The 24,228-nt window shown below is 61.7% G+C and carries 17 protein-coding genes; 4 read left to right on the top strand and 13 right to left on the bottom strand.

Annotated features, from left to right (window positions below; genetic code table 11):
- Positions 1 to 112: 112 nt before the first annotated feature.
- The 8 genes from HWE04_RS23165 to HWE04_RS23200 form a co-directional block, all read right to left on the bottom strand.
- Positions 113 to 2,407 carry an AAA family ATPase gene (locus tag HWE04_RS23165; protein WP_241813811.1) on the bottom strand — a complete coding sequence of 765 codons (2,295 nt, stop codon included), beginning with the start codon at positions 2,405 to 2,407 and terminating at the stop codon, positions 113 to 115.
- A gap of 158 nt (positions 2,408 to 2,565) precedes the next feature.
- Positions 2,566 to 3,258 (bottom strand): DUF4145 domain-containing protein, encoded by a 693-nt coding sequence (locus HWE04_RS23170; RefSeq protein ID WP_241813812.1) that lies wholly within the window; start codon positions 3,256 to 3,258, stop codon positions 2,566 to 2,568.
- Positions 3,259 to 3,442: 184 nt separating this feature from the next.
- Positions 3,443 to 5,200, bottom strand: coding sequence for a methyl-accepting chemotaxis protein (locus tag HWE04_RS23175; protein WP_241813813.1), 1,758 nt, complete (start codon positions 5,198 to 5,200; stop codon positions 3,443 to 3,445).
- Positions 5,201 to 5,547: 347 nt separating this feature from the next.
- Positions 5,548 to 7,290: a methyl-accepting chemotaxis protein gene (locus HWE04_RS23180; RefSeq protein WP_241813814.1), complete on the bottom strand. Its 1,743-nt coding sequence runs from the start codon at positions 7,288 to 7,290 to the stop codon at positions 5,548 to 5,550.
- Positions 7,291 to 7,700: 410 nt separating this feature from the next.
- Positions 7,701 to 9,695: a methyl-accepting chemotaxis protein gene (locus tag HWE04_RS23185; RefSeq protein ID WP_241813815.1), complete on the bottom strand. Its 1,995-nt coding sequence runs from the start codon at positions 9,693 to 9,695 to the stop codon at positions 7,701 to 7,703.
- A 295-nt stretch (positions 9,696 to 9,990) separates the two neighbouring features.
- Entirely contained in the window at positions 9,991 to 11,040 is a 1,050-nt protein-coding gene (locus HWE04_RS23190; protein WP_241813816.1) for a glycosyltransferase family 4 protein, read from the bottom strand.
- A gap of 44 nt (positions 11,041 to 11,084) precedes the next feature.
- The gene (locus HWE04_RS23195; RefSeq protein ID WP_006464768.1) at positions 11,085 to 11,975 is read right to left on the bottom strand and encodes a UDP-2,3-diacylglucosamine diphosphatase; all 891 of its coding nucleotides are present in this window, start codon (positions 11,973 to 11,975) and stop codon (positions 11,085 to 11,087) included.
- Positions 11,972 to 12,739 carry a GNAT family N-acetyltransferase gene (locus HWE04_RS23200; protein ID WP_006464767.1) on the bottom strand — a complete coding sequence of 256 codons (768 nt, stop codon included), beginning with the start codon at positions 12,737 to 12,739 and terminating at the stop codon, positions 11,972 to 11,974. Before HWE04_RS23200 ends, HWE04_RS23195 begins: the two co-directional genes overlap by 4 nt.
- A 490-nt stretch (positions 12,740 to 13,229) precedes the next feature.
- Here HWE04_RS23200 and HWE04_RS23205 point away from each other — a divergent pair, with 490 nt between their 5' ends.
- A complete protein-coding gene (locus HWE04_RS23205; protein WP_006464765.1) occupies positions 13,230 to 14,012 on the top strand; it encodes a 3-hydroxybutyrate dehydrogenase in 783 nt (260 codons plus the stop codon).
- Positions 14,013 to 14,073: 61 nt separating this feature from the next.
- Positions 14,074 to 14,799, top strand: a complete 726-nt coding sequence (locus HWE04_RS23210; RefSeq protein ID WP_241813817.1) for a helix-turn-helix transcriptional regulator — start codon at positions 14,074 to 14,076, stop codon at positions 14,797 to 14,799.
- Here HWE04_RS23210 and HWE04_RS23215 read toward each other — a convergent pair.
- Complete coding sequence (locus HWE04_RS23215) at positions 14,787 to 15,365, bottom strand: phosphonate degradation HD-domain oxygenase (protein WP_241813818.1); 579 nt, start codon at positions 15,363 to 15,365, stop codon at positions 14,787 to 14,789. The genes HWE04_RS23210 and HWE04_RS23215 overlap by 13 nt on opposite strands.
- A 187-nt stretch (positions 15,366 to 15,552) precedes the next feature.
- Entirely contained in the window at positions 15,553 to 17,802 is a 2,250-nt protein-coding gene (gene katG, locus HWE04_RS23220) for a catalase/peroxidase HPI (protein ID WP_241813819.1), read from the bottom strand.
- Between the two features lie 595 nt (positions 17,803 to 18,397).
- Here katG and HWE04_RS23225 point away from each other — a divergent pair.
- On the top strand, positions 18,398 to 18,958 hold the full coding sequence (locus tag HWE04_RS23225) for a DUF4337 domain-containing protein (RefSeq protein ID WP_077237666.1): 561 nt from the start codon (positions 18,398 to 18,400) through the stop codon (positions 18,956 to 18,958).
- 218 nt (positions 18,959 to 19,176) lie between these two features.
- Positions 19,177 to 20,127 (top strand): DMT family transporter, encoded by a 951-nt coding sequence (locus tag HWE04_RS23230; protein WP_241813820.1) that lies wholly within the window; start codon positions 19,177 to 19,179, stop codon positions 20,125 to 20,127.
- A gap of 18 nt (positions 20,128 to 20,145) precedes the next feature.
- Here HWE04_RS23230 and tcdA read toward each other — a convergent pair whose 3' ends face one another.
- The 3 genes from tcdA to secD form a co-directional block, all read right to left on the bottom strand.
- Positions 20,146 to 21,012, bottom strand: a complete 867-nt coding sequence (gene tcdA / locus HWE04_RS23235; protein ID WP_102661542.1) for a tRNA cyclic N6-threonylcarbamoyladenosine(37) synthase TcdA — start codon at positions 21,010 to 21,012, stop codon at positions 20,146 to 20,148.
- A 132-nt stretch (positions 21,013 to 21,144) separates the two neighbouring features.
- Complete coding sequence (gene secF, locus HWE04_RS23240; RefSeq protein ID WP_102661132.1) at positions 21,145 to 22,089, bottom strand: protein translocase subunit SecF; 945 nt, start codon at positions 22,087 to 22,089, stop codon at positions 21,145 to 21,147.
- Between the two features lie 84 nt (positions 22,090 to 22,173).
- Positions 22,174 to 24,078: a protein translocase subunit SecD gene (gene secD / locus HWE04_RS23245; RefSeq protein WP_077237664.1), complete on the bottom strand. Its 1,905-nt coding sequence runs from the start codon at positions 24,076 to 24,078 to the stop codon at positions 22,174 to 22,176.
- Positions 24,079 to 24,228 lie beyond the last annotated feature (150 nt).

Here is a 24,228-nt window from a genome sequence, read left to right on the forward strand (position 1 = left end):
TCTTTTTCATGGCTTCCTTTCCGAGTGGAAGCTATCTTCTCAAATTTTCAGCGGTCCGAAAAATCCGGGGCAGGTCACTGCATGTTGTCATGCTCACCATGAGAAGACTGGGCTAGCGCGGCTTTCGCGTCTGGATAAAATTCATCGCAACTGTGGCATATCCGCGTAGCTCCGTCGCATTGATATCCTCGCGTGGGTGGCCTCCCATGGTGTCATGATGGAACGAAGCCGCATAATCATTGAAGTCCACGAGGTCAGGAACAATATGTTGTAAGGCCGCGAGCGCACTGCCTTGCGGGGCATTTCTTATTCGGTCCAGCATCTGGCCAAAAGTCTGTCCTTCAATGAATTTTTTCGGGAATGATTTGTGCAAATGCCCCTCCACCAGCGGCCTGAGGGCTTTCGCAGCATCCAATAGCTTATCCATCGGGTGAGTACCGTTAATAAGAGCTTCGGTCGTCATGTAGTTCTTAAAATAATCGGACGCACAATATTCATCGATATTGAAGTCATCCAGCTTGCTGTAGCCAGCTTGGTCTGGCTTAAGAAACAGTTCAAGAACATCATCTACTTTTCCGGCGCATTTTTTTCGTAGCGTTCGCAAGAATTGGGCATCGTGGCCGAACACAATGAGCTGGCTGCATTCTTGTGCAATTTTTACCGCCGCTAGCGTTGTGCTGTTTCGGCGATGGTGGTCAAGGCTTGTGAAGACATCATCTAGCACAACAGTCGCCTGCTTATAGTCTGGAGCTGCAAAAAGTTGAGCCAGGAAGAACGCGAACGCAAGAGTACGCTTATCGCCTTCACTGAGGGCTGTATGGAACGTTAAGTCACTATCGCCAGGCCCAATTGATACGGTCGCACCACGAACAGCAATAGCATAGTTGCTGCGTGGATTTCCACCGGTATAGGTCGATGCTAAGCGCTGAATTTTGAAAGGGGCATGAAATTTCGCTAACCATTCGTTGATGGATGTCTGGAATGTAGCCAGTAGTTTCACCATCTCGCCATCGAGTTGCGTTTTTGCGGCGATTTTTGCAGTTTCGACTGATTTGAGTTCAGCTCTCACTTCGATAAGGGCGTCGACATGCAATTGGACCTTAGGATCGTGCCGTATCTTGTGTAAGCTGAGTTCATTGCGTTGAATCTTGAGCGCTTCAACATCTCGGCCCGCTAAGTGCTTCTTAAACTCGTCTATACGTTTGTTAATAGTGTCGATTTCTTTGTTATAAGACGTGATGATGTCGTCGATTCCGGCCAGTAGCTCCCTGCCATGGTTTAAGCACTCACCATCTATGCGCTCCAGGGGCGCTTTTTGTTTGCGTTCTGCAAAGCTTGCCAATGAGCGACGTGCTTCGAGCATCATTGCTGATGCCTTCGCCGAATTAGCAGAGGGAAGCTGAAATTCGATAATTCCGTGCCAGCGGTCAGTTATCCCGGCGTTAAAATCAATGGAACCAAGCCAACTAGCAATATACGCATCCCGCGTGCCTGCTTGAACAATATCCATCAACGAGTTAATGGCCGCTTTATGCTTGTTATACGCTTCGCTGAAGTAAGCCTTATACGCGGTGAATATTTGGATTCCGCGGATATCCTGTCCACAGAACGGACAGTTTTCACCGTCCTCATGCTCTAGGCCCTCATGGAGCCAAGCTTCGGTTGAGCCGTGCTTAGAAATTTGACGCATCACCACGTCTTCCGCATCGGCCTGAACGTCCGTAAGCGTACTTTCAAGAACGCGTTTTAGTGCGTCAAACTCGAGTTTCGGCTTTTCAGGAAGGGGCCTAAAGACCGGGGCGTTTAGTAGAGTGTTTGAATTGATGGCTTCTCCAATTTGCTTCTCAAGCGATTGGAGTTGTTCATCAACGTCGTCAATTTTTTTCAGATTTATGAAAGCATCGATTCGAAGCTTAAGCTTGTAGCCGTCGATAATTTCTTCAATTGCCCGCAGCTCTGCAGCTTTCTCGCGCTGGAGCTCGTTTTGTCTGTTGTACTCCGCTTGTGCGTTGACGGCACTCTCGCCAATGGCCAAGTCTAGCAAGGACGCACGCTGTTCCGGGGTCACTCCTTCGCTCGCGTAAACGTTGCGCTCAATAAATTCTTGATTGAAGACATAAAGTGTTGGCGCTGTACCGGACCATTTCCCATCTTCGAACACTGAATGAAATCCGTTCTTCTCGTCCCCAAATCGAAAGTTCACAGATGGTTTTTCGCCACCGAAGGTGCGACGCCTCTCAATTTCTGAGGCATTTCTCGTGACACATGCATTCAAAAGCGAGGCGAAAGTGGATTTTCCGTGAGCGTTGTCGGCGTAGATTAGTGTGAGCTTCTTGAGGTCCCTAGCGCCCAATACGGCATTCTTTAAAATCCCGACGTTTGCAATCCTGATTATTTTGGACAGCATCTATCCCCCTAGGACGATTTGACTGTTTTTGTGCAGTTTATAAATGAGACAGATATTCATCGGACGCTGACCCAATGGCCCAAGCTTAGCCAGATCAATGAGGTAATTACCTCTCAATCAGACGGCCAACAGATTCCCCACTTACTATGCAGGTTGCTTCACGATTTAGGAGTATCTCTCTTCAAGATTGCTTCTTTTTGGCGCTCAGGAATCAATCTAAAAAGCGCATCGCGGTGCTTGGGGGCGGTAATCATCTCTTGAACGATATAGTTCACTAGACCAAATAGTGATCGAACTAGGTCGACATTGTCTTCCACCTGTATTTCCCCGGGGTGGACGGAGCTATTACCCACAATTCGTAGCACATCAAGTGCTCTTTGAATGTCCGAATTCAATCGACCTTTGCGGACCAGAGACGCAATATCATCATTTATGTTCTTCCCTGGCTCTCCGAAATGAACGCAAAGCTTTTGGACAATAAGACGCAGTAGAGCCGCGGCGGCTCTTGGGGACAACTCCAAAATCTCTCGTGCCTCCTCATAATCTTGCTTGCAATCTTGAGGTAAATCAGCATTTGCCTGCGGCGCTGTGCTCTTTCTAGGAAAGATCATCTTCCCTTGCGCATCTACTACAACACTTCTGCTCGCCATATCACTAAGAAATTGCTGTGTGGAATTTAAATCCGAGCGCCAGATGGATACCTCATCGCAGGCATTACATTTCGCTTGTCCAATGCGGTTTGAGGAGAATTCTTTTGCCGACTGGTCATACGCCCAAGTCATCTGAGCAAGCGCGCCGCAGAAAGGACATGTGAACTTCGTCTTTCCGTATCCAGGCTCATTTCCCGTCATTTTTCGCCCCTATTGATTAGATTGCATCTGTATTGTGCCTTATGTCACTTTTGGCCGTTTACTTGCGAGTGTCAGTTTTCGATGCAAATCAACAGCACGATATCGACATCCGTCAAAATTACGATGCAACTTTGGCGGCTTTTTAGCTTAACTTTGAAGATTTGCGCCGGCAGGCCGCATCACTTCAGAAGGTCCCCCAATCACCATCGTCGCCGGCAGCCGGCACGCGCGGGGCCGGGCGCGACGGTGCTGCTGCAGCGCTGGCCGCCGGCAGGGCCGGACGCTTCAGGACCGGGGCTGCCTTGGGAGCGGCTTGCGGTGCAGCCATCCTGGGTGCGGACTTGGTCGCAGGCTGGGCCGCGCGGACCGGGGCAGCGGCCACGGCGGGCGCCATGGCCGCTCCACCGACGCGGAAGATCGCCACTTCCTGCATCAACGACTGGGCCTGCTGCTCCAGCGACTTGGCAGCGGCGCTGGCCTGTTCCACCAGGGCGGCATTCTGCTGGGTCGCCTCGTCCATCTGCGTCACCGCACGCGAGACCTGGTCGATGCCGGCGCTCTGTTCGTTGGAGGCGGCCGAGATTTCGCTCATGATGTCGGTCACGCGCTGCACCGCCTGGATCACGTCGTTCATGGTCTCGCCGGCCTGACCCACCAGCTGCGATCCGGCCTGCACGCGCTCTTCCGAATGCATGATCAGTTCCTTGATTTCCTTAGCTGCGCTGGAGGAACGTTGCGCCAGCGCGCGCACCTCAGTGGCGACCACTGCGAAGCCCCGTCCCTGCTCGCCGGCACGGGCTGCTTCGACCGCTGCATTGAGCGCCAGGATGTTGGTCTGGAAGGCGATGCCATCGATGATGCTGACGATGTCGGTGATGCGCGAGGAGCTCTCGCGGATCTCTTCCATGGTCTGCACCACCCGGCTCACCACCGCATTGCCGTCGGCCGCGATGGTGGAGGCATTGACCGCCAGCGTGGTGGCCTGGCGGGCATTGTCGGCGTTGTGCTTCACGGTGCTGGTCAGCTCTTCCATGCTGGAGGCAGTCTCTTCCAGCGAAGCCGCCTGTTGTTCGGTACGGGAGGACAGATCGAGGTTGCCGGAAGCGATTTCACGGGTCGCGGTGGCGATGGCATCGCTGCCGCCACGCACGGCGCGCACGGTGCGGGTGAGACTCTCCTGCATGCGCGAGAGACCATTGAGCAACTGGCCCATTTCGTTCTTCGAATGCACGTGCACCGGCTGGGTCAGGTCACCCGAGGCGATGGCGTCGAAGTGGCGCAGGGCGCGCTGCATCGGCTCGCCGATGGCACGGCGCAGCGACCACCAGCTGTAGAAGGCCAGCAGCAGGCCGGCGATGATGGCGACGATGGAAAACATGCGCGAGGCTTCGTAGCGTGCCATGGAGGTTTCGGCACTACGGGTGGCCAGCTCGGTCTCATACTTGCTCAGGGCCTGGCCGTCCAGTTGCATGGCGGTGTAGATGGTGCCGACCTTGCGCGCCTGGTCGCCGATGGCCTGGCGGTCACCGCCCTTGATCACCTCGGCAAAGCGGGTCAGCTCCTGCTCGGTCTTCTCGATGCCATCCGAAACCTTCTTCACCAGGACCTTGCCGTCTTCGGTCTGCGGTAGCGCCGTGTACTTGGCCCACCACTGCAGGGCTTCCTTGCGCGCATTGGCGTCCATGCCGACCATGCGTTCGGCCCAGGCAGGGTCACTGGTGAGTGCGGCCTGGTCCAGCGAGGTGCGCTGGCGACCGATCCAGATCAGTGTATTGTCGGCAGCGACGGTCTTGGGCATGCGCTCTTCGGAGAGCTGGCGATTGACACTGACGGCGGCCGACATGCCCAGCAGGCCCGACGCGCCGATGGCCAGCAGCAGGATGGACAGCACAAGGACGGCAATGGCGAGTTGCGCCTTGATGGAAAGGTTCTTGATGGACATTGGTGTGGTTCCGGTGGATGAAGTGAAAGTGCCGCTATTGCTACACCGGGTCCGCGTGACTCCGCGATATGGCCGCTGTCGTCGATTTTCCCCATGCAGGCAGGCCTCGACGCCGTGCTCTTCCCCCGGCCGCGCAGGCGACCGTCCTCCCCATTTCCGGACCGGTCAATCTGCTGCGATTGTTATAGCTTTACGGCAACTTGAGAATTATCTTAAATTCTCATGATCTCTGCCCATCTCAGGCAAAAATAAAGCGCCGCGACCCGGAAGGTGGCGGCGCTTACGCAACAGCTTGATTTTTTGTTACTGCAATGACGCTTCCTCAAGCCTGGACGTCATGACAACGTTCAGAACTCTTCGAACTCGTCATCCCGTGCCGTGGCAGCCGGTTTGCCGCTGGCGGGCGCTGCGGATGGCAGGCCGGCGACCGGGCGCTTGGCGGGGCTCGCGGCGGTCAGCGCCGGCTGCGGGTTGATCGTGCGCGCGGGCGTCAGCGGCCGCGCCACCGGGATGGAGGCTGCCGCAGCGTGCGCCGCGCCCGCCTGCGCGGCCCTGAGACGGAACACTGCCACCGCCCGCGCCAGCACGTCGGACTGTTCCTGCAGGCTTTCGGCGGCGGCGGCAGCCTGTTCCACCAGGGCGGCGTTCTGCTGGGTGATTTCGTCGATCTGCGAAATGGCGTTGTTGACCTCGGCGATGCCGGCGCTCTGCTCCTGGCTGGCGGCAGTGATCTCGCCCATGATGTCGGCCACGTGCTTGACCGAAGACACGATCTCGCTCATGGTGGCGCCGGCTTCATCGACCAGCTTGCCGCCGGTGTCGACCTTGTCCACGGAATCGCTGATGAGCTGCTTGATTTCCTTGGCGGCGGCGGCGCTGCGCTGGGCCAGCGCCCGCACTTCGGAGGCCACCACCGCGAAGCCACGACCCTGCTCGCCGGCGCGGGCTGCTTCCACGGCCGCATTCAGGGCCAGGATGTTGGTCTGGAAGGCAATGCCGTCGATCACGCCGATGATGTCCACGATCTTGCTGGAGCTTTCCTTGATGGAGCCCATGGTGGCCACCACGTCGCCGACCACGCGGCCACCCTTGGTGGCATGGTCCGAGGCCGACAGCACCAGCTGGTTGGCCTGGCGTGCGTTCTCCGCGTTCTGCTGTACGGTGGAGGTGAGCTGCTCCATGGAGCTGGCGGTTTCTTCCAGGCTGGAAGCCTGGGACTCGGTGCGATTGGACAGGTCCACGTTGCCGCGTGCGATCTCGTGCGAGGCCACGGCGATGACGGCGGCGCTTTCCTTGACTTCGTTGAGCGTGGCGGCCAGGTTGGTCTGCATGGCGTCCAGGGCGTTGACCAGGTGGGCGGCTTCATCGCGGCCATCATCGTGGAAGTCCTGGGTCAGGTCGCCGCTGGAGATGGTCTCGGCAATGCTGCCGGCGCGCTTGAGCGGATTGACGATGGAGCGGGTGATGACAAAGGTGAAGAAGAAGCCCAGGCCCAGCGTCAGCACGCCCATCAGCAACATGCCGATCTGCGCCTTGCGGTAGCTGTCCTTGGCGTCGGCATGCGCTTCTTTCATGTCGTCCTGCTGGAACGAGGCCAGCGCACCCACGCTGCTCATCCACTTTTCGTGGGCCGGCAGGAAATCGCTTTTCAGCAACTGCGCCGCATCAAAGTAATTGTTGCTGAGGACCTGCTGGCGGATCTGTTCGACGATGGGGAACAGCTTCTTGCTCTCGCCGCTGGCGGCCGCCAGCAATTCCCTGCCACGGCCACTGGAGGTCAGTTCGGTGATCTGCTTCTCGAAGCCGGCATAGGCCTGCAGGATGCGGCCCAGGTGTTCATCCTCGGCCTTGCCTTCGGCTGCATCGGTAGGCGTGACCACCTTGCGCAAGGCCAGGGCCATCTCACTGCCGGCTTCGCGCATGTGCATGGCGGTGGTCATGGCGGTGACCTTCTTTTCGATCACGTATTCACTGCTGGCCTCCATCTCGGCCATGCGCCACAGGCCGATCAGCAGGATCGCCGTGGCCAGCAGCAGGATGAGACAGAAACCGAACGCCAGGCGGCTGCCGATCTTGAGACGTTGAATCATGGATGATGTCTTTCTTGTAACGCTAACGTAGACGGTGGTGCAAATGGGGGCGGCCACCGGTGAGCAGCCCGCCCTGCGCAGATTTACAGCATGATTCATGCCTGCCGCTTGCCCTGCACTGCAGCAGCAACGCGACCGTGTTGATGTTTTGTTATGGTGAAATCGCGCCGCAGCCACCCCGGCGTGCGGCGACGCGAGCTTCAGCGCCAGACGCACGGGATGTACAGAATGAACGCCATGGACGAAATGCGCGTGGCGCATATTAGAAGAGGCCGATGCGGGCGAGCCAATGCTTTGTCGGCATGCCCGCATGTTTCTTTTGCATAGTTAAAAATGCGACCATACCCCCTCAACCACCGCACGTCGCGGGCTCCTGGCGGGCGTGGTGTCAGGCGCTCAGCGCCAGGTGCTCATGCTGCCGATAGCGCCACCTGCCGCGTCGCCAAGGGCGCCCTCTGTATCGGTGCACTGTCGTGGTCGGTACGAAAGACCGCGACCGCCTCGCGCAACAGTGACGCCTGTTGCTGCAGGCTTTCCGAGGCGGCCGCCGCCTGCTCCACCAATGCCGCATTCTGCTGGGTGATGGCTTCCATCTGGGTGATGGCGTCGTTGACCTGGCTGATGCCGGTACTCTGCTCCTGGCTGGCCTGGGTGATGTCGCTCATGATGCCGGCCACCTGGCGTACTGCCCCAACTACCTCGCTCATGGTCACGCCGGCTTCGTCCACCAGCCTGCCACCGGTGTCGACCTTGTCCACCGAATCGCCGATCAACTGCTTGATTTCCTTGGCGGCGCTGGCGCTGCGTTGCGCCAGTGAGCGCACTTCCGAGGCCACCACGGCAAAGCCGCGCCCCTGCTCACCGGCGCGTGCGGCCTCGACGGCGGCATTGAGGGCGAGGATATTGGTCTGGAAGGCAATCCCATCGATAACGCTGATGATGTCGACGATGCGCCGCGAACTCTCCCTGATCTGGGCCATGGTCTGCACCACGTCGCCCACCACCTGCCCGCCGCGCTCGGCCAGACGGGCGGCGGAGCCAGCCAGCTGGTCGGCCTGGCGGGCATTGTCGGCATTGTTCTGGACGGTGGAGGTCAGCTCCTCCATGGCGCTGGCGGTCTCCTCCAGGCTGGAGGCCTGTGACTCGGTACGGCGCGACAGGTCGGCATTGCCGGTGGCGATCTCGCCGCTGGCATGCTGCATCAGGTCGATGCTGCTGCGCACCTGGGTCACGATGCCGCCCAGGCTACCGGTCATGCTGTTGAGGGAGCCCAGCAATTGCGCCGTCTCGTCACGGCCGCGCACGACACTGTGCACGGTCAGGTCATAGGCCGCCACGCGCCTGGCCATGTCCACCGAGGCCAGCACCGGCTGCGTGACCGAGCGTGTGATCATCACGCCCAGCCAGGCGGCCAGCACCGCCAGCAACAGGATGGCCGCCAGCACCGACATCTGTTGCTGGCGCAGGGCGGCATTCTGGGCGTCGAGTTGCGTGGACAGCACTGCGGTGGCCTCGCTGATGGCCTTGAACTGCTCATCGATGGCCTGGGTGAATTGCTTGAAATAGGCGTCCGATGCATAGCTCACCTCCTGCGGCAGCAGGACCTGCTCGCGGGCCAGCTTGATGGCGTCCAGGCCCAGCCGGTTGGCACTGTCGAATACCGTCCCCAGGCGGGCGCCGATATCGGCATTGGCTGTCACACCCTTGGCAAAGGACCGGCGGGCCACCAGCAATCGCTCTTGCGCCCGCTCCAGCATGGCCACCAGTTCCAGCCGGTCTTCGCGCTTGATGTCCTTCTTGAGCAGCAGGCTGGCACCACGGGCGCGCGCCCGGCCGAGGTCTTCGGTGAGCATCGGCATGGCGATGAAGGCGGCGTTGATCAACTGGGTGCTATCGAAGTCGGGATCGATGGTGTAGTGGAAATGATCGAGCATGCGTTCGTTGAGGTCGAACAAGGCGCCGATCACGGCGCTATGGGCAGCAAAGCTTTCCGGCGCGGCCAGCTGACGGGCTCCGACTGCGTCCCTCACCTTGGTCCAGGCCTGGACCTGGGCCTGCAGCAGCGCGCCGGCCTGGGCATCGCTCTTCTGCATGCCCTGCATGGCCTGCGCCAGCGCCTGCAGGGCCTGGTCCACTTCCGTCGCCTTGGCCTGGCGGGGTGCCACCATGTCGGCGGCGCCGTTGAGCATCACGGCCGACATGCCGCGATGCTGCTGCATCAGTTGCACGCTGCGCAGTAAGCGCCTGACCGGCTCGACGCCCTCGATTTCCTCCTTCTTGAAGCGGATCACGCGTTCGGTGCTGAGAACGTACAGACTGGTCGGCACGCCGAACAACACCAGTCCCAGCAGACCCAGCAATGCGAATTTCTGCCACAGTTGCAGATTGGCAAGCACAGTCTTCATCTCTCCCCCTCCTCTTGTTAGTTTTCCTATCCCTTCTGCCATCTCGCGGCGGCGGATGCTGAAGCCCTCACCAACCACTGCGGACGTAACTGTAAATCCAGCTGCAGTCTGGACTTTTGAGATTTAGCAAATTCCATTCCAACAGCGCAGGAAGGTCTGTGCTGCCGCAGAGCTTGCGCAGTTGCGCAGGCGCTGAAGAAGATCGCTCGCGGGGAGACCGGGAGCAGGAAGGGAGAAAAGGAAGAAAAGGGAGAAAAGGAGGGTTACCGCGCCGCCTGGCCGGCGCGGCGGCGGATCAGGGCGTCTCGCCGAGTGCCTTGATCGCGGCAGGCTTGCCCGGCGCTGCGCGGTGCGCCAGGTGCAGATGCTGCAGGAACTGCTGGGTGGCCGATTCCCACGAGCGGCTGGCGGCATGGGCGCGTACCGCCTCATGGTCCAGCTGCAGGGCTTGCAGGGAGGCCTGCTTGAGGTCATGACGCAGGATGCCGGAGACGCCATTGTCGACCACGTCGATCGGCCCCTCGACCGGATAGGCGGCCACGGGGATGCCGCAGGCCATGGCTTCCAGCAATACCAGGCCGAAGGTATCGGTCTTGCTGGGGAAGACGAAGACATCGGCGCAGTTGTAGTAGGCCGGCAGTTCGTCATGTCCCTTGGCGCCCAGGAAACGCACCTGCGGATAGCGGGCGCTCAGTTCTTCCAGTTGCGGGCCATCGCCCACCACCCACTTGGTGCCGGGCAGGTCGAGCTTGAGGAAGGCTTCGATATTCTTTTCCACCGCGACCCGGCCCACGTAGAGGAACAGCGGACGCTCGATGCAGGCGTGGTCTTCCACCGCCGGGCGGAAGTGCCGGGTATCCACGCCGCGGCCCCACAACACCACGTTGCGGAAGCCCTGCTCCTGCAGCGCGGTCTTCATCGCCGGGGTCGGTACCATGATGGCTTCGGAGCGGCCATGGAACCAGCGCAACAGACGGTAGGTGATGGCCTTGGGCAAGAGCTTGCGGGCGGCCAGGTATTCGGGGAAGCGGGTGTGATAGGCAGTGGTGAAACTGAGCTTGTGACGCAGGCAGTAGCGGCGCGCGGCCAGCCCCATCGGCCCTTCGGTGGCGATGTGGATGCAGTCCGGCTGGAAGTCTTCCAGGGCGGCCGCGATGCGGGCGTAGGGCTGGTAGGCCAGGCGGATTTCGGGATAGGTCGGGCAGGCGAAGGTACGGAAGTCGCGCGGCGACAGCAGCAGCACTTCATGGCCGAAGCTGCGCAGGCAGCGCACGGTGGAGCGCAGGGTATTGACGACCCCGTTGACCTGGGGTTCGCCAGCGTCGCTGATGATGGCAATGCGCATAAATCGTTTCAATAATGTAAAACTTCAGGAGCAGGTTCGATGCTTCAGGCCGTCGCCAGCTCGCGTGCGGCCATGCGGGCTTCCTTGCCGGCCCGCTTGAGCTGCATGATTTCCTGCCAGGTCACCAGGCGCAAGGCGCCGTCGGGGTCTTCCACCAGTGCCGACAGGCTCTCGACCCAGTCGCCGTCGTTGCAGTAGACGACACCGCCGATGTCGCGGATCTCGGGCTTGTGGATGTGGCCGCAGATGACCCCGTCCAGGCCCTTCTTCTTGGCTTCGTCGGCCAGGGCATCCTCGAAGGAGGTGATGTAGTTCACCGCGTTCTTGACCTTGGACTTGAGGTATTGCGACAGCGACCAGTAAGGCAGGCCGGCGCGGGCACGCCAGCTGTTGAACCACTGGTTGAACTTGAGGATCATGGTGTAGAGCGAATCGCCCACGTAGGCCAGCCACTTGGCGCAGGCGATGACGCCATCGAAGCGGTCACCGTGCAGCACCAGCATGCGTTTGCCTTCAGCGGTGACGTGCACCAGTTCGTCGCGGATCTTGATGCCGCCGAAATCGAGGTCGATGAACTGGCGGATCACTTCGTCGTGGTTGCCGGGCACGAAGATGACGTTGGTACCCTTCTTGGCCTTCTTGAGCACCGTCTGCACCACGTTGTTGTGGCTCTGGTCCCAGTACCAGCGACGCTTCAACTGCCAGCCGTCGATGATGTCGCCCACCAGGTAGAGGGTATCGGACTCGGTGGCGCGCAGGAATTCCAGCAGGCGCTCGGCCTGGCAACCGGTGGTACCCAGGTGGATATCGGAAATCCAGATGGTGCGAAAGCGCAGCGGATCGCGTCGCGCTTCGTCGTCACCGGCATCGTGCTCAGGCCCCAGGTCGGCGAACAGCCCCTGGGCTTTTTCCATGAACTGTTCGCGTGGCTTCATGCGGCCCTCGAGTCTTTCAGATAGTGGCGGGCGTAGCGGCTGTCGAGCTTGGACAAGGGCAGCAGCAGGAAGAAATCGGCCGAGTGGAAATCGGGGTCCCAGGCCGGTTCGCCGCAGACCCAGGCGCCGCTGCGCAGGTAGCCGCGCAACAGCGGCGGAATCTGCGGTTCGATGCCGGCTTCGCGGTCTTCCAGCGGGAAGGGCAGCAGCGGCGCGACGCGGTAGTCGGGCGGCGCCAGGTTCTTTTCGCGGAAGGCGTGGTACAGCGCCGCGGCATTGTGGCCGCCATCGGCCAGACTGACGCTGGCGCAGCCCATCAGGTATTCGCAGCGTTCCTTGCGCATGTAGGCGGCCAGGCCGGCCCACAGCATCATGATCACGCCGCCGCTGCGGTAGTCCGGGTGGATGCAGGCGCGGCCGGCTTCGGCGATGACGCCGCGGATGTTGTCCAGGCGCGAGAGATCGAATTCCTGTTCCGAGTAGAACTTGCCCATGCGGCGCGCGCCGTGCGGACTCAGGACGCGATAGGTGCCGACCACGGAGAGGGTCTTGCTGTCGCGTACGATCAGGTGGTCGCAGTAGTCGTCGAACTCATCCTTGTCCAGGCCTTCGGGGTTGGCCAGGGCCGACAGGTTCATCGCTTCGATGAAGACCTTGTAGCGCAGGCGCTGTACTTCGCGCACTTCTTCCGGGGTGCTGGCCAGGCTCAGATTGAGCTTGGCAAAACTCGGATTGGCATCGGCAGGAATGGTAAGCAGTCTCATGCATTGTCCTTTATGGTGATGGGTGAGGAGGAAGTCAGGTGATCGGAAGCAAGCGGTGAAAATAAGTGCTTGTTTCAGTGGACCTGACGCTACCCCCCCAAAAGTGCGGCTGCTCCAGAATGAAATCGAAACATCTATTGTCGATTTTCGAGATTCAGCCGATATCCCCGGGATAACGCTGCACAGACTAACCAGCGATTGTTTCACCCACATGACCTCTGCAGCGGTTTTGGCGGTGCAGCAACAAGAGCCGCGCCAGCGTTACAATGGAGTGACAAAGCGTCGCCGGGAGACATCCGCAATCGGGGCAAGGCGAACGCGCGAGGGTAAGGAAACGGGGCAACACCCCAAGGAATCTTTCGATGACCCGTTCATCGAAACCATGGACCGATGACTGGCACCGTTGATCGGGCGCAACAGGGTAACCAGCGCCGATGGCGATGACGGTCAGGCTTTGCAAACTCCGTCAACTCGAAACATAAGGAAGATCATGCTACTCAAGGATAAAGTCGCTCTCATCACCGGTTCGGCCAGCGGCATCGGCAAGGAAATCGCGGTCGAATACGCCAAGCAGGGCGCCAAGGTGGTCATCGCCGACCTGGCCCTGGAAGCGGCCAAGGCGACGGCCGAAGAAATCGTCAAGAACGGCGGTACCGCCATGGCCGTGGCCATGAACGTGACCGACGAGACCCAGGTCGACAAGGGTGTGGCCGATGCGGTCAATACCTACGGTGGTCTGGACATCATGATCAGCAACGCCGGCATCCAGATCATCAGCCCGGTGACCGAGCTGTCGCTGGAGAACTGGCGCAAGATGCTGGCGATCCACCTGGATGGCGCCTTCCTGACCACGCGCGCGGCGATGAAGGCGATGATCAAGCAGGGTCGCGGCGGCTCCATCATCTACATGGGTTCGGTGCACTCGCACCTGGCCTCGGCGCTGAAGGCACCCTACGTGACGGCCAAGCATGGCCTGCTGGGCCTGGCCAAGACGGTGGCCAAGGAAGGCGCCAAGGACAAGATCCGCACCAACGTCATCTGTCCCGGCTTCGTACGCACGCCGCTGGTGGAAAAGCAGATTCCCGAGCAAGCCAAGGAATTCGGGATCAGCGAAGAAGATGTGATCAAGAAGATCATGCTGAAGGACACCGTCGATGGTGAATTCACCACCACCCAGGACGTAGCCCAGACCGCGGTCTTCCTGGCAGCCTTCCCGACCAATGCGCTGACGGGTCAATCGGTGGTGGTCAGCCACGGCTGGCACATGCAATAAGCCTGGCACGCGGTGTCACCCGACGGTGGCACCGCCTGGCAGCGCCCCGCTCTCCCCCATCTTGGACACCCAACTCCACCTGCGCAGCTACCGCGACGAGTCGCCGGCGCATCGCCATGATTTCCCGCAACTGGTGCTGCCGCTAGCCGGCCGGCTGGAACTGGACATTGGCGGTCACCAAGGCTGCGCCGACAGTATCACGGCAGCCTTCGTGGAACCCGGGGCGGCGCACGCGACCAGCGCCGGCGGCGCCAATCGGGCGCTGGTACTGGACCTGGCGCCCAGCATCATGAGCGACCTGCAACTGGAGAGCCTGGCGCGCACTCCCTTCGTGACGCTGACGGCGGCGGCCGGCAAGCTGGTGGAGTTCATGGCGCTGTCGCTGGACCAGAGCCCCTCCGGCGCGAGCCTGCAGCACTGGGTCCCGCTGCTGCTGGATACGCTGGCGCGACATCCGCCACAGGCCAGGTCGCGCCTGCACCGGATGCTGGCCCAGGTCGAGGCACAGCTGGCCCATCCCTGGACGGTAGCCGACATGGCCGCGCTGGCGGCCATCAGCCCCAGCCGCCTGCATGAATGGTTCCAGCAGGAATTGGCAACTTCCCCCCGCGCCTGGCTGGCCGAGGTACGCATGGCGCAGGCCTGCCGCCTGCTGCGCACCAGCGCCCTGCCGCTGGCATTCATCGCCCAGCGTTGCGGCTATGGCGACCAGAGCGCGCTGACGCATGCCATGCGCAAGCTGCGCGGCACCACACCCTCGGCCTATCGCAAGAGTTACCTGGCCTGAATCACCCGCCCGGCACCGGGCGCGACCAGACATTGATCGAAGTAGCGCGCGAAGTGCGCGAAATCGGGCGTGGCCATCCCGGCGGTCTTGGCGCGGTCATCCCACCGCCGCAGCCGCACCGCGTCCACGGCATGCGGGCGGTCGATGAAGGCCGCCGCCTGTTCCACATCGAAGACCCCGCCCTGCAGCTGCAGACTGCGCACCGAATCGGCCGACAGCGTCGAAAAATAGTCAGCATCGGTAGCGCACAGGTAGCGCTTGGCATCCACATGCAGGGCGATCGGTGCCAGTACGGCGTCGCTGAACACGCCCCGCAGGAAGGGCAGGACACGGTACTGGTGCAGATCGTCGATACCGGCCAGGGTCGGGGTCTGGCCCAGATCTTCCAGCAGGTGGCCGAGGTCGTGCAGCAGGCTGGCCACGATGAGACTGGGCGCGGCCCCCTCCTGCTCGGCCAGCAGCGCCGATTGCAGCGCATGCTCTAGTTGCGTGACCGGCTCACCGGTGTATTGGGTGTGCCCATGCCGTGCGAACAGCAGGGCGATGTCATCCAGGCTCAGGGCCATCGTACGCCTCGTTGATGAAGAAAAATTCAGTCCGCCACTATAGTCCTCGCAGATGGCGACTCCATGACATCGGCATGACATCGACCGCGTCATGGCAGCGGGCAGGCAAAAAAAAACGGCGAGCCCTGGGGCCCGCCGATTCCTGCTGTCCTGCATCCGCAGCTGCCGGCAAAGGCAGCCACCGGTCTTACTTCTTCAGGTCGTAGCGATCCAGCTCCATCACCTTGACCCAGGCCGCCACGAAGTCCTTGACGAACTTTTCCTTGGCATCGGCACTGGCATAGACTTCGGCCAGGGCGCGCAGCACGGCGTTGGAGCCGAACACCAGGTCGACGCGGCTACCGGTCCACTTGACGGCGCCACTGGCGCGGTCGCGGCCTTCGAACTCTTCCTGCGCTGGCGAGGTGGACTTCCATTCGGTGCCCATGTCCAGCAGGTTGACGAAGAAGTCGTTGGAGAGCACACCCACACGGCTGGTGAACACGCCCTTGGTGCTGCCGCCGACATTGTTGCCCAGCACGCGCAGGCCGCCGACCAGGACCGTCATTTCCGGCGCGGTCAGGGTGAGCTGTTGTGCCTTGTCGATCAGCATGTCTTCGCCACGCACGGCATAACGCTGCTTCTGGAAGTTGCGGAAGCCATCGATGACCGGCTCCAGCGGCTCGAAGGAAGCGACGTCGGTCTGCTCCTGCGAGGCATCCACGCGACCGCCATGGAAAGGCACGCTCACGGACACGCCGGCATCCTGGGCGGCCTTCTCGACGGCGGCGCTACCGGCCAGCACGATCAGGTCGGCCAGCGAGACCTTCTTGCCACCCTGGTTGAAGGCGGACTGGATGCCTTCCAGCGTGGACAGCACCTTGGCCAGCTGGGCCGGCTGGTTGGCCGCCCAATCCTTCTGCGGGGCCAGGCGGATGCGGGCACCGTTGGCGCCACCGCGCTTGTCGCCGCCACGGAAGGTGGACGCTGACGCCCAGGCGGTCGAGACCAGTTCGGACACCGTCAGTCCCGAGGCCAGCACCTGGGCCTTGAGCGCGCTGATGTCAGCGGCCTGCAGCGCCGGTGCATCGGCCTTGGGCAGCGGGTCCTGCCAGATCAGCTCTTCGGTCGGCACTTCGGGGCCGAGATAGCGCGAACGCGGTCCCAGGTCGCGGTGGGTCAGCTTGAACCAGGCGCGGGCGAAGACCTCGGCGAACTGGTCGGGGTTTTCCAGGAAGCGGCGCGAAATCTTTTCGTAGGCCGGATCGACGCGCAGCGACAGGTCGGTGGTCAGCATGGTGGGACGCATCGGCGCGCCACCATGGGCATGCGGAATCACCGCGTCGGCACCCTTGGCCACCCACTGGTGGGCACCGGCCGGGCTCTTGGTCAGTTCCCATTCGTAGTTGAACAGGTTCTCGAAGAAATAATTGCTCCACTGCGCCGGGGTCTGGGTCCAGGTCACTTCCAGGCCGGAGCTGATGGTGTCGCCTGCGGCACCGCTGCCGAAGCTGCTCTTCCAGCCCAGGCCCTGGCTTTCCAGGTCGCCGCCTTCGGGTTCGCGGCCGACATGCTTGGCGTCACCGGCACCGTGGGTCTTGCCGAAGGTATGACCGCCAGCGATCAGGGCCACGGTTTCTTCGTCGTCCATGGCCATGCGGGCGAAGGTTTCGCGGATGTCCTGGGCAGCGGCCAGCGGGTCGGGATTGCCTTCCGGGCCTTCCGGGTTGACGTAGATCAGGCCCATCTGCACGGCGGCCAGCGGGTTTTCCAGATTGCGGCCGGCCGGCGCGGTACGCGCCTGTTCCTGGCCGTGACGGTCGGCGTCGGCGGTGATTTCGCCGTGGGCGGCGCCGGCCTTGCCCTTGCCGTAGCGGTCATCGCCACCCAGCCAGGTGGTTTCGGTACCCCAGTAGACGTCCAGGTCCGGCTCCCATACGTCTTCACGGCCACCGGCGTAGCCGAAGGTCTTGAAGCCCATGGTTTCCAGCGCCACGTTGCCGGTCAGGATCAGCAGGTCGGCCCAGGAGATCTTGTTGCCGTACTTTTGCTTGACCGGCCACAGCAGGCGGCGGGCCTTGTCCAGGTTGACGTTGTCGGGCCAGCTGTTGAGGGGGGCAAAACGTTGCTGGCCGCGACCGGCGCCACCACGGCCATCGCCGATGCGGTAGGTGCCGGCACTGTGCCAGGCCATGCGGATGAACAGCGGGCCATAGTGACCGAAGTCGGCCGGCCACCAGGGCTGGGAATCGGTCATGACCTTGGCCAGATCGGCCTTGACCGCCGCCAGGTCCAGGCTCTTGAAGGCTTCTGCGTAGTTGAAATCCTCACCCATGGGGTTGGATTTGGAAGAATGCTGGGCCAGCAGGTCCAGACGGAGCTGCTTGGGCCACCAGTCGCGGTTGCTGGTGCCGCCGCCGGCGGTGTGGTTAAAGGGGCACTTGGCTTCATTCGACATTGCGTTCTCTCCTGTTGATCGACCCGATGGTCACGACGCCCGGACCGGAAAACGGGCATCTCTGTGGCCTCACCCGGCGCGGCTGGGGTGAGGCGGCTTGATACTGCGGCAATAGGCTGACTGCGTTCTGCTACCACGCCATGACACCATCCGGTCATGACGCCGTGCTGCGGGGCCAGCCTTGCCTTGTTCCGGTCATGCTTGCGAAGAACCATTAATGTAATTCATCAAAAACAATTCGTTGATTGTCTTTTTGTATAACACCAGTCAATAAATCCAATCCCATCCATTCAGAATTTGTGGCTCATCAGTGTAGCCAAAGGCAAATCTTCCTGCAGGGCTTGCCGCATCTTCCAATATGAGCCGGGATCACCATCGCTACGCAGTCGCCGCTGCTGCAGCCGTGAGGAAATGCGAATTTTGTACTGACAGACTGTACTTTCGGGCAGATGGGGCTGGCATGCAGGGCCACCCCATGCCGCAGGAAAATACGAGTATTGCAATGATTCAGGTCAACCGTTCCTGATGTGAATCGTTCTTGGAACGCCGCCCTCTCTTGGGTGGCCCTCATTTCCTCCACATTACAAGAACCATCATGACGGAAGCCACCGAAAACCTGGAACACGCCGAGCACGCCCATGCGTCCGGCAACAAGAAGCTGGCCTTGCTCATCGCCATCCTGGCGCTGGTGCTGGCCATTACCGAAACCATGTCCAAGTCCTACCAGACCGAGGTCATCCTGAAGCACCAGGAGGCGGCCAACCTGTGGTCCTTCTTCCAGGCCAAGTCGGTGCGTGGCAATGCGGCGCAACTGGCCAAGCAGCAGCTCACGCTGCTGGGCAACCCCAAGGATGAGCGGGTCAGTTCGGCCATCGCCAAGCTGGATGACGCCATCGCCCACTACGACAGCGACGAGAAGAGCGGCGAAGGCAAGAAGGAACTGGCGCACAAGGCGCGCGAAGCCGAGCATGAGGCGCATGCCTACATGGCAAAGTACGAGAAGATGGAAATGGCAGCCGGCATGCTGCAGGTGGCCATCGTGCTGGCCTCGGCCACCATCATCACCGGCGTGGCGGTGCTGGCCTACCTGTCCATGGGCATCGGCGCGGTAGCACTGGCCTTTGTGGGCGCGGGCTTGTTCGGCACGGTGATCTGACCCCCCGCCCCCGTCATCACCGACAACGCCGGCCCAGTGCCGGCGTTGTTGTTTGTGTTTGTATTTCCGCCTGCCGGTTCTTCCGGCGGTGGCGCGATGTGAATGGTCAGGTTCGCAGGCCTGCACAATAAAACCGTAGTCCACGACAATTCAGGCGGGCCCGGCTGCGGCATACTCCCAGCCTTTGCACACCTGTCGTGGCACGACCACCCCGATTCATGCGTTCCAACACCATCCTGCAAGGCATCTTCTACGGCGCGCTGGCCGGCGCCGCCTGGGGCCTGGTCTTCCTGGCGCCGGAACTGACCCGCGCCTTCTCGCCCTGGCAATTGACGGCCGGGCGCTACCTGGCCTATGGCCTGTTCGCCGCCGTGCTGATCGCGCCGCGCCTGCGCAAGCTGCTGCCGCACCTGGGCCGCGCCGAATGGCGGGCGCTGGTGTGGCTGAGCCTCTTGGGCAATGTGGTGTATTACGTGTTCCTGGCCAGTGCCGTGCAATTGGGCGGCATGGCGATGACCTCGCTGGTGATCGGCTTCCTGCCGGTGGCGGTGACCATCATCGGCAGCCGTGGCCACGGTGCACTGCCCTTGCGCAAGCTGGCGCCTTCCCTGGCGCTGGGCCTGGCGGGCATCGCCTGCGTGGCGTGGCAGTCGCTGGGGAGTGGCGCGGTGGGTACCAGCACTGGTGGCTTCGGGGATGGCGTGATCGGGTTCTTCTGCGCGCTGGCCGCGCTGGTGTCGTGGACCGCCTACGCGGTCGGCAACAGCCGCTGGTTGGGACGCCTGCAGGCGATCTCGGCGCATGACTGGAACCTGCTGATCGGCGTGATCACCGGGCTGTTGTCACTGTTCGTGGCAATACCAGCCTTCACGATCATGCTGCAACCGCATCCACAAAGTGAATGGTGGCACTTCATCGGCGTATCGGCGGGGGTGGCGATCTTTGCCTCGCTGTTCGGCAATGCCTGCTGGAACAAGGCCAGCCGGCTGCTGCCGCTGACCATGATCGGCCAGATGATCCTGTTCGAGACCTTGTTCGCGCTGCTCTATGGCTTCCTGTGGGAACAGCGCTGGCCGAGCCTGCTGGAAATCGCGGCCATGGTACTGGTCACGGCCAGCGTCCTGCTGTGCGTGTCCGCGCACCGGGTCGATGAGGGCGGCGGACACTGAGGGCTGACGGCCTGCAGTTCACCCGGCTGCGGCAGCAATATCGGCCTGTGCGGCCAGCTTCTTCAACACATGGGCGGCCGCCACCAGGCCGAAGGTAGCGGTCACCACCATGGCCGAGCCAAAGCCGGCGCAATTGAGGCCGGTAACACCGGCTTGCGTGCTGTCGGCGGCATCCTCGCCGACATCCATGTCTTCGGCCGGAGCGACCTCGCAAACCTCTCCCTCGGCCAACTCCGGGAAGCGCAGGGGTTCGGTGGAGAACACGGCATCGATGTGGAACTTGTTCTTGGTCCCGCGCGGGAAGCCGTGCTGCGAGCGCAGGCGCTTGCGCACCTTGGCCAGCAGCGGTTCCTGCTCGGTGCGGCAGAGGTCGCGGATTTCAATCTGCGTGGGATCGATCTGGCCGCCGGCACTGCCGATGGTGACCATGGGCATGCCGTTCTTGCGGCACCAGGCGATCATGGCGACCTTGGCCGGGACGTTGTCGATGGCATCGATGACGTAGTCGAACCGTCCGCCACCCAGCATCTGCTCCACATTCTCGGGATCGACGAAATCCTCCACCTCGGTCACCACGCAGGTCGGGTTGATCTGCCGGATACGCTCATGCAGGGCCGTGACCTTGGCCTGGCCCAGGGTCTCGGTGAGGGCGTGGATCTGGCGATTGACGTTGGATTCGGCCAGGTTGTCGAGGTCGATCAGGGTGAGATGGCCGATGGCGCTGCGCGCCAGTGCCTCGACGATCCACGATCCCACGCCCCCTACCCCGACCACGCACACCCGCGCCCGGCCAAAGCGTTGCAGGGCAGCGGCGCCATACAGGCGGGCCACGCCGCCGAAGCGGCGTTCATAGTCGATATCGTGCAGGTCGGTGGATGTGCTCATGATCAAAAAAACGTCCTTCGGCGATGCAATGGGGTGAAGTAAAGCATTATCCCGGCTTTGCGTCCTTGCGGGATTCTCATGAAAAAGGGCCGCAGCGCGAACGCTGCGGCCCTCATTGGCGGTGGCGCGGAATCAGACCACGGCGCCGCCGTTCTCGTCCTTGACCTTGACCGGCTTGATCAGGTCTTCGCGCTTGACGCCCAGCCACATGGCCAGGGCAGCGGCAACGAACACCGACGAATAGATACCGAACAGGATGCCGATGGTCAGCGCCAGCGCGAAGTAGTGCAGCGTCGGGCCACCGAAGAAGAACATCGCCAGCACCATCATTTCGGTGCTGCCGTGGGTGATGACGGTACGCGACATGGTGCTGGTGATGGCGTGGTTCAGCACTTCCGGCGCCGAGAGCTTGCCGAAGCGACGGTCACGGAAGGCTTCGCGCACCCGGTCGAAGACCACCACCGATTCGTTGACCGAATACCCCAGCACGGCCAGGATGGCGGCCAGCACGGTGAGCGAGAACTCCCACTGGAAGAAGGCGAAGAAGCCCAGGATGATGATGATGTCGTGCAGGTTGGCGATCACCGCCGCCACCGCGAACTTCCACTCGAAGCGGAAGGCCAGGTAGATCACGATGCCCAGCACCACCATGCCCAGTGCCAGCAGGCCGTCATGGGCCAGCTCGTCACCCACCTGCGGGCCGACGAATTCCACCCGTTGCAGGCGCACGTCCGGGTCGTCCGCCTTGAGCGCGGTATTGACCTTCTCGCTCTGCTGGCTGGCGTTCACGCCGGCCTGCGCGGGCAGGCGGATCATCACGTCCTGGGCGGTACCGAAGCTTTGCACCAGGGTGTCGCGATAACCCAGTCCTTCGATGGACTTGCGGATCTTTTCCAGGTCGGCCGGCTTGTTGTAGGCCACTTCCATGACCGTGCCGCCGGTGAATTCGATGGAGAAGTGCAATCCCTTGGAGAACAGGAAGAACACCGCGGCCACGAAGGTCAGTGCCGAGATCGCATTGAAGATCAGGGCATGACGCATGAAGGGAATGTCTTTTTTGATGCGGAAAAATTCCATCACTATCCTTTCGGTGCCGGTCGCGCCACAAGAGGGGCGACCGGCTCAAATCTGGCTGTGCTGCTGTTTCGGGTGAGCCGTCGCTTACTTGACGTTGCGCTTGGCGGAAGCCTTGCCGGAGGTGGACAGTACCTCGCTCTCGGGCTTCCAGATCTGGCCGATGGCCAGGCCCGTCAGGCGCTTCTTGCGGCCATACCAGAGGTTGACCACGCCGCGCGAGAAGAACACGGCCGAGAACATCGAGGTCAGGATGCCCAGGCAGTGCACCACGGCAAAGCCGCGAATGGCGCCGGAACCGAAGATCAGCAGCGCCAGGCCGGCGATCAGGGTGGTCACGTTGGAGTCCAGGATGGTCGCCCAGGCGCGGTCGAAACCGGCCGCGATGGCGGCCTGCGGCGAATTGCCGGCACGCAGTTCTTCACGGATGCGTTCGTTGATCAGCACGTTGGAGTCGATCGCCATACCCAGTGCCAGCGCGATAGCGGCAATGCCCGGCAGGGTCAGCGTCACCTGCAGCGTGGACAGCAGGGCCACCAGCAGCAGCACGTTCACCGACAGCGCCAGGGCGCTGAAGAAACCGAACAGCTGGTAGTAGATCACCATGAAGACAGCCATCGCCAGGAAGCCGTAGAGCACCGAGTCGAAGCCCTTCTTGATGTTGTCGGCACCCAGTTGCGGGCCGATGGTGCGTTCCTCGATGATGTCCATCGGAGCAGCCAGGGAACCGGCGCGCAGCAGCAGGGCCAGGTCGCTGGCGGCTTCGGGCGAACCCATGCCGGTGATCTGGAAACGCGAACCCAGTTCGGAACGGATGGTGGCCACGGTCAGGACTTCGCCCTTGCCCTTTTCGAACAGGACGATGGCCATGGCCTTGCCGACCTTGTCGCGGGTGGCTTCGCGCATCTTGCGGCCGCCGTCGCCATTCAGGTCGATGCTGACTGCCGGCTGGTGGTTTTCATCGAAGCTGGCCGAGGCGTTGGAGATGTAGTCGCCGGTCAGTACCGGTTCCTTGTTCAGGACCACCGGGGCACCCTTGCCGACCTTGAACAGCTCGGAGCCGAAGGGGATGGCCGAGGTCTCTTCGGTGCCACGCACCACGCTCTCGTCGACCATGCGCACTTCCAGGGTGGCGGTACGGCCGATGATGTCCTTGGCACGCGAGACGTCCTGCACGCCCGGCAACTCGACCACGATGCGCTCGGCGCCCTGGCGCTGGATCAGCGGCTCGGCCACGCCCAGCTCGTTGACGCGCTTGGACAGGGTGCTGATGTTCTGCTTGACGCCGTCTTCCTGGGTCTGCTTGATGGCTTCCGGACGCAGGGTGCCGACCAGCTTGAGGTCATCGCCCGAACCGGCGTCGGTGAGCAGCATTTCCTGCAGCTCGCCCAGGGCGGCGCGGGCCTTGTTACGGGTATCGGCATCGCGGAAGGAAATCTCGATGCTGTCGCCACTGCGGTTGATGCCGCTGTGGCGGATGTTCTTGTCACGCAGCAGGCCGCGCACGCTGGCCTGCAGGCCTTGCAGACGCTTGTTGACGATGGCCTTGACGTCGACCTGCATCAGGAAGTGCACACCACCGCGCAAGTCCAGGCCCAGATACATCGGGAAGGCGTGCAGGCTCTGCAGCCACTGCGGGGTATTGGGCAGCAGGTTGAAGGCGACGATATAGGTCGGGTCGCTGGGGTCGGTATTGAGTTCCTTTTCCAGCAGGGCCTTGGCCTTGAACTGGATGTCGGTGGTGGCGAAACGCGCGCGCACCGAGGGCTGCGAACCGGTGTTGTCGAACGCCACACTCTCTGCGCCGAGATTGCCTTGTTTCAGGATCTGATCCACCCGGCCGGCCACGGCGGGTTCGACCTTCAGGGTCGACTTGGCGCTGCTGATCTGCACCGCGGGGGACTCGCCGAAGAAGTTCGGGACGGTATAGATCACGCCGAACAGCAGGGCCAGGACGATCAGTGCGTATTTCCAGAGAGAGTAACGATTCATGGTCTTGTGCTTCGTGCTTGCGGGAGAGGACGGCAGGGACCTGCCGCCCTGTTCAGAACCCGGGTGGAAAAACCGCAGGGTTCTAACAAGATGGGCGCATCAGCGATGCGCCCATGGGTTCGCCGGCACGCGGGCCGACCGAACCGGTCA

It is taken from the genome of Herbaspirillum sp. C7C2, assembly GCF_022627865.1.
GTDB classification, from domain to species: Bacteria; Pseudomonadota; Gammaproteobacteria; order Burkholderiales; family Burkholderiaceae_D; genus Herbaspirillum; species Herbaspirillum frisingense.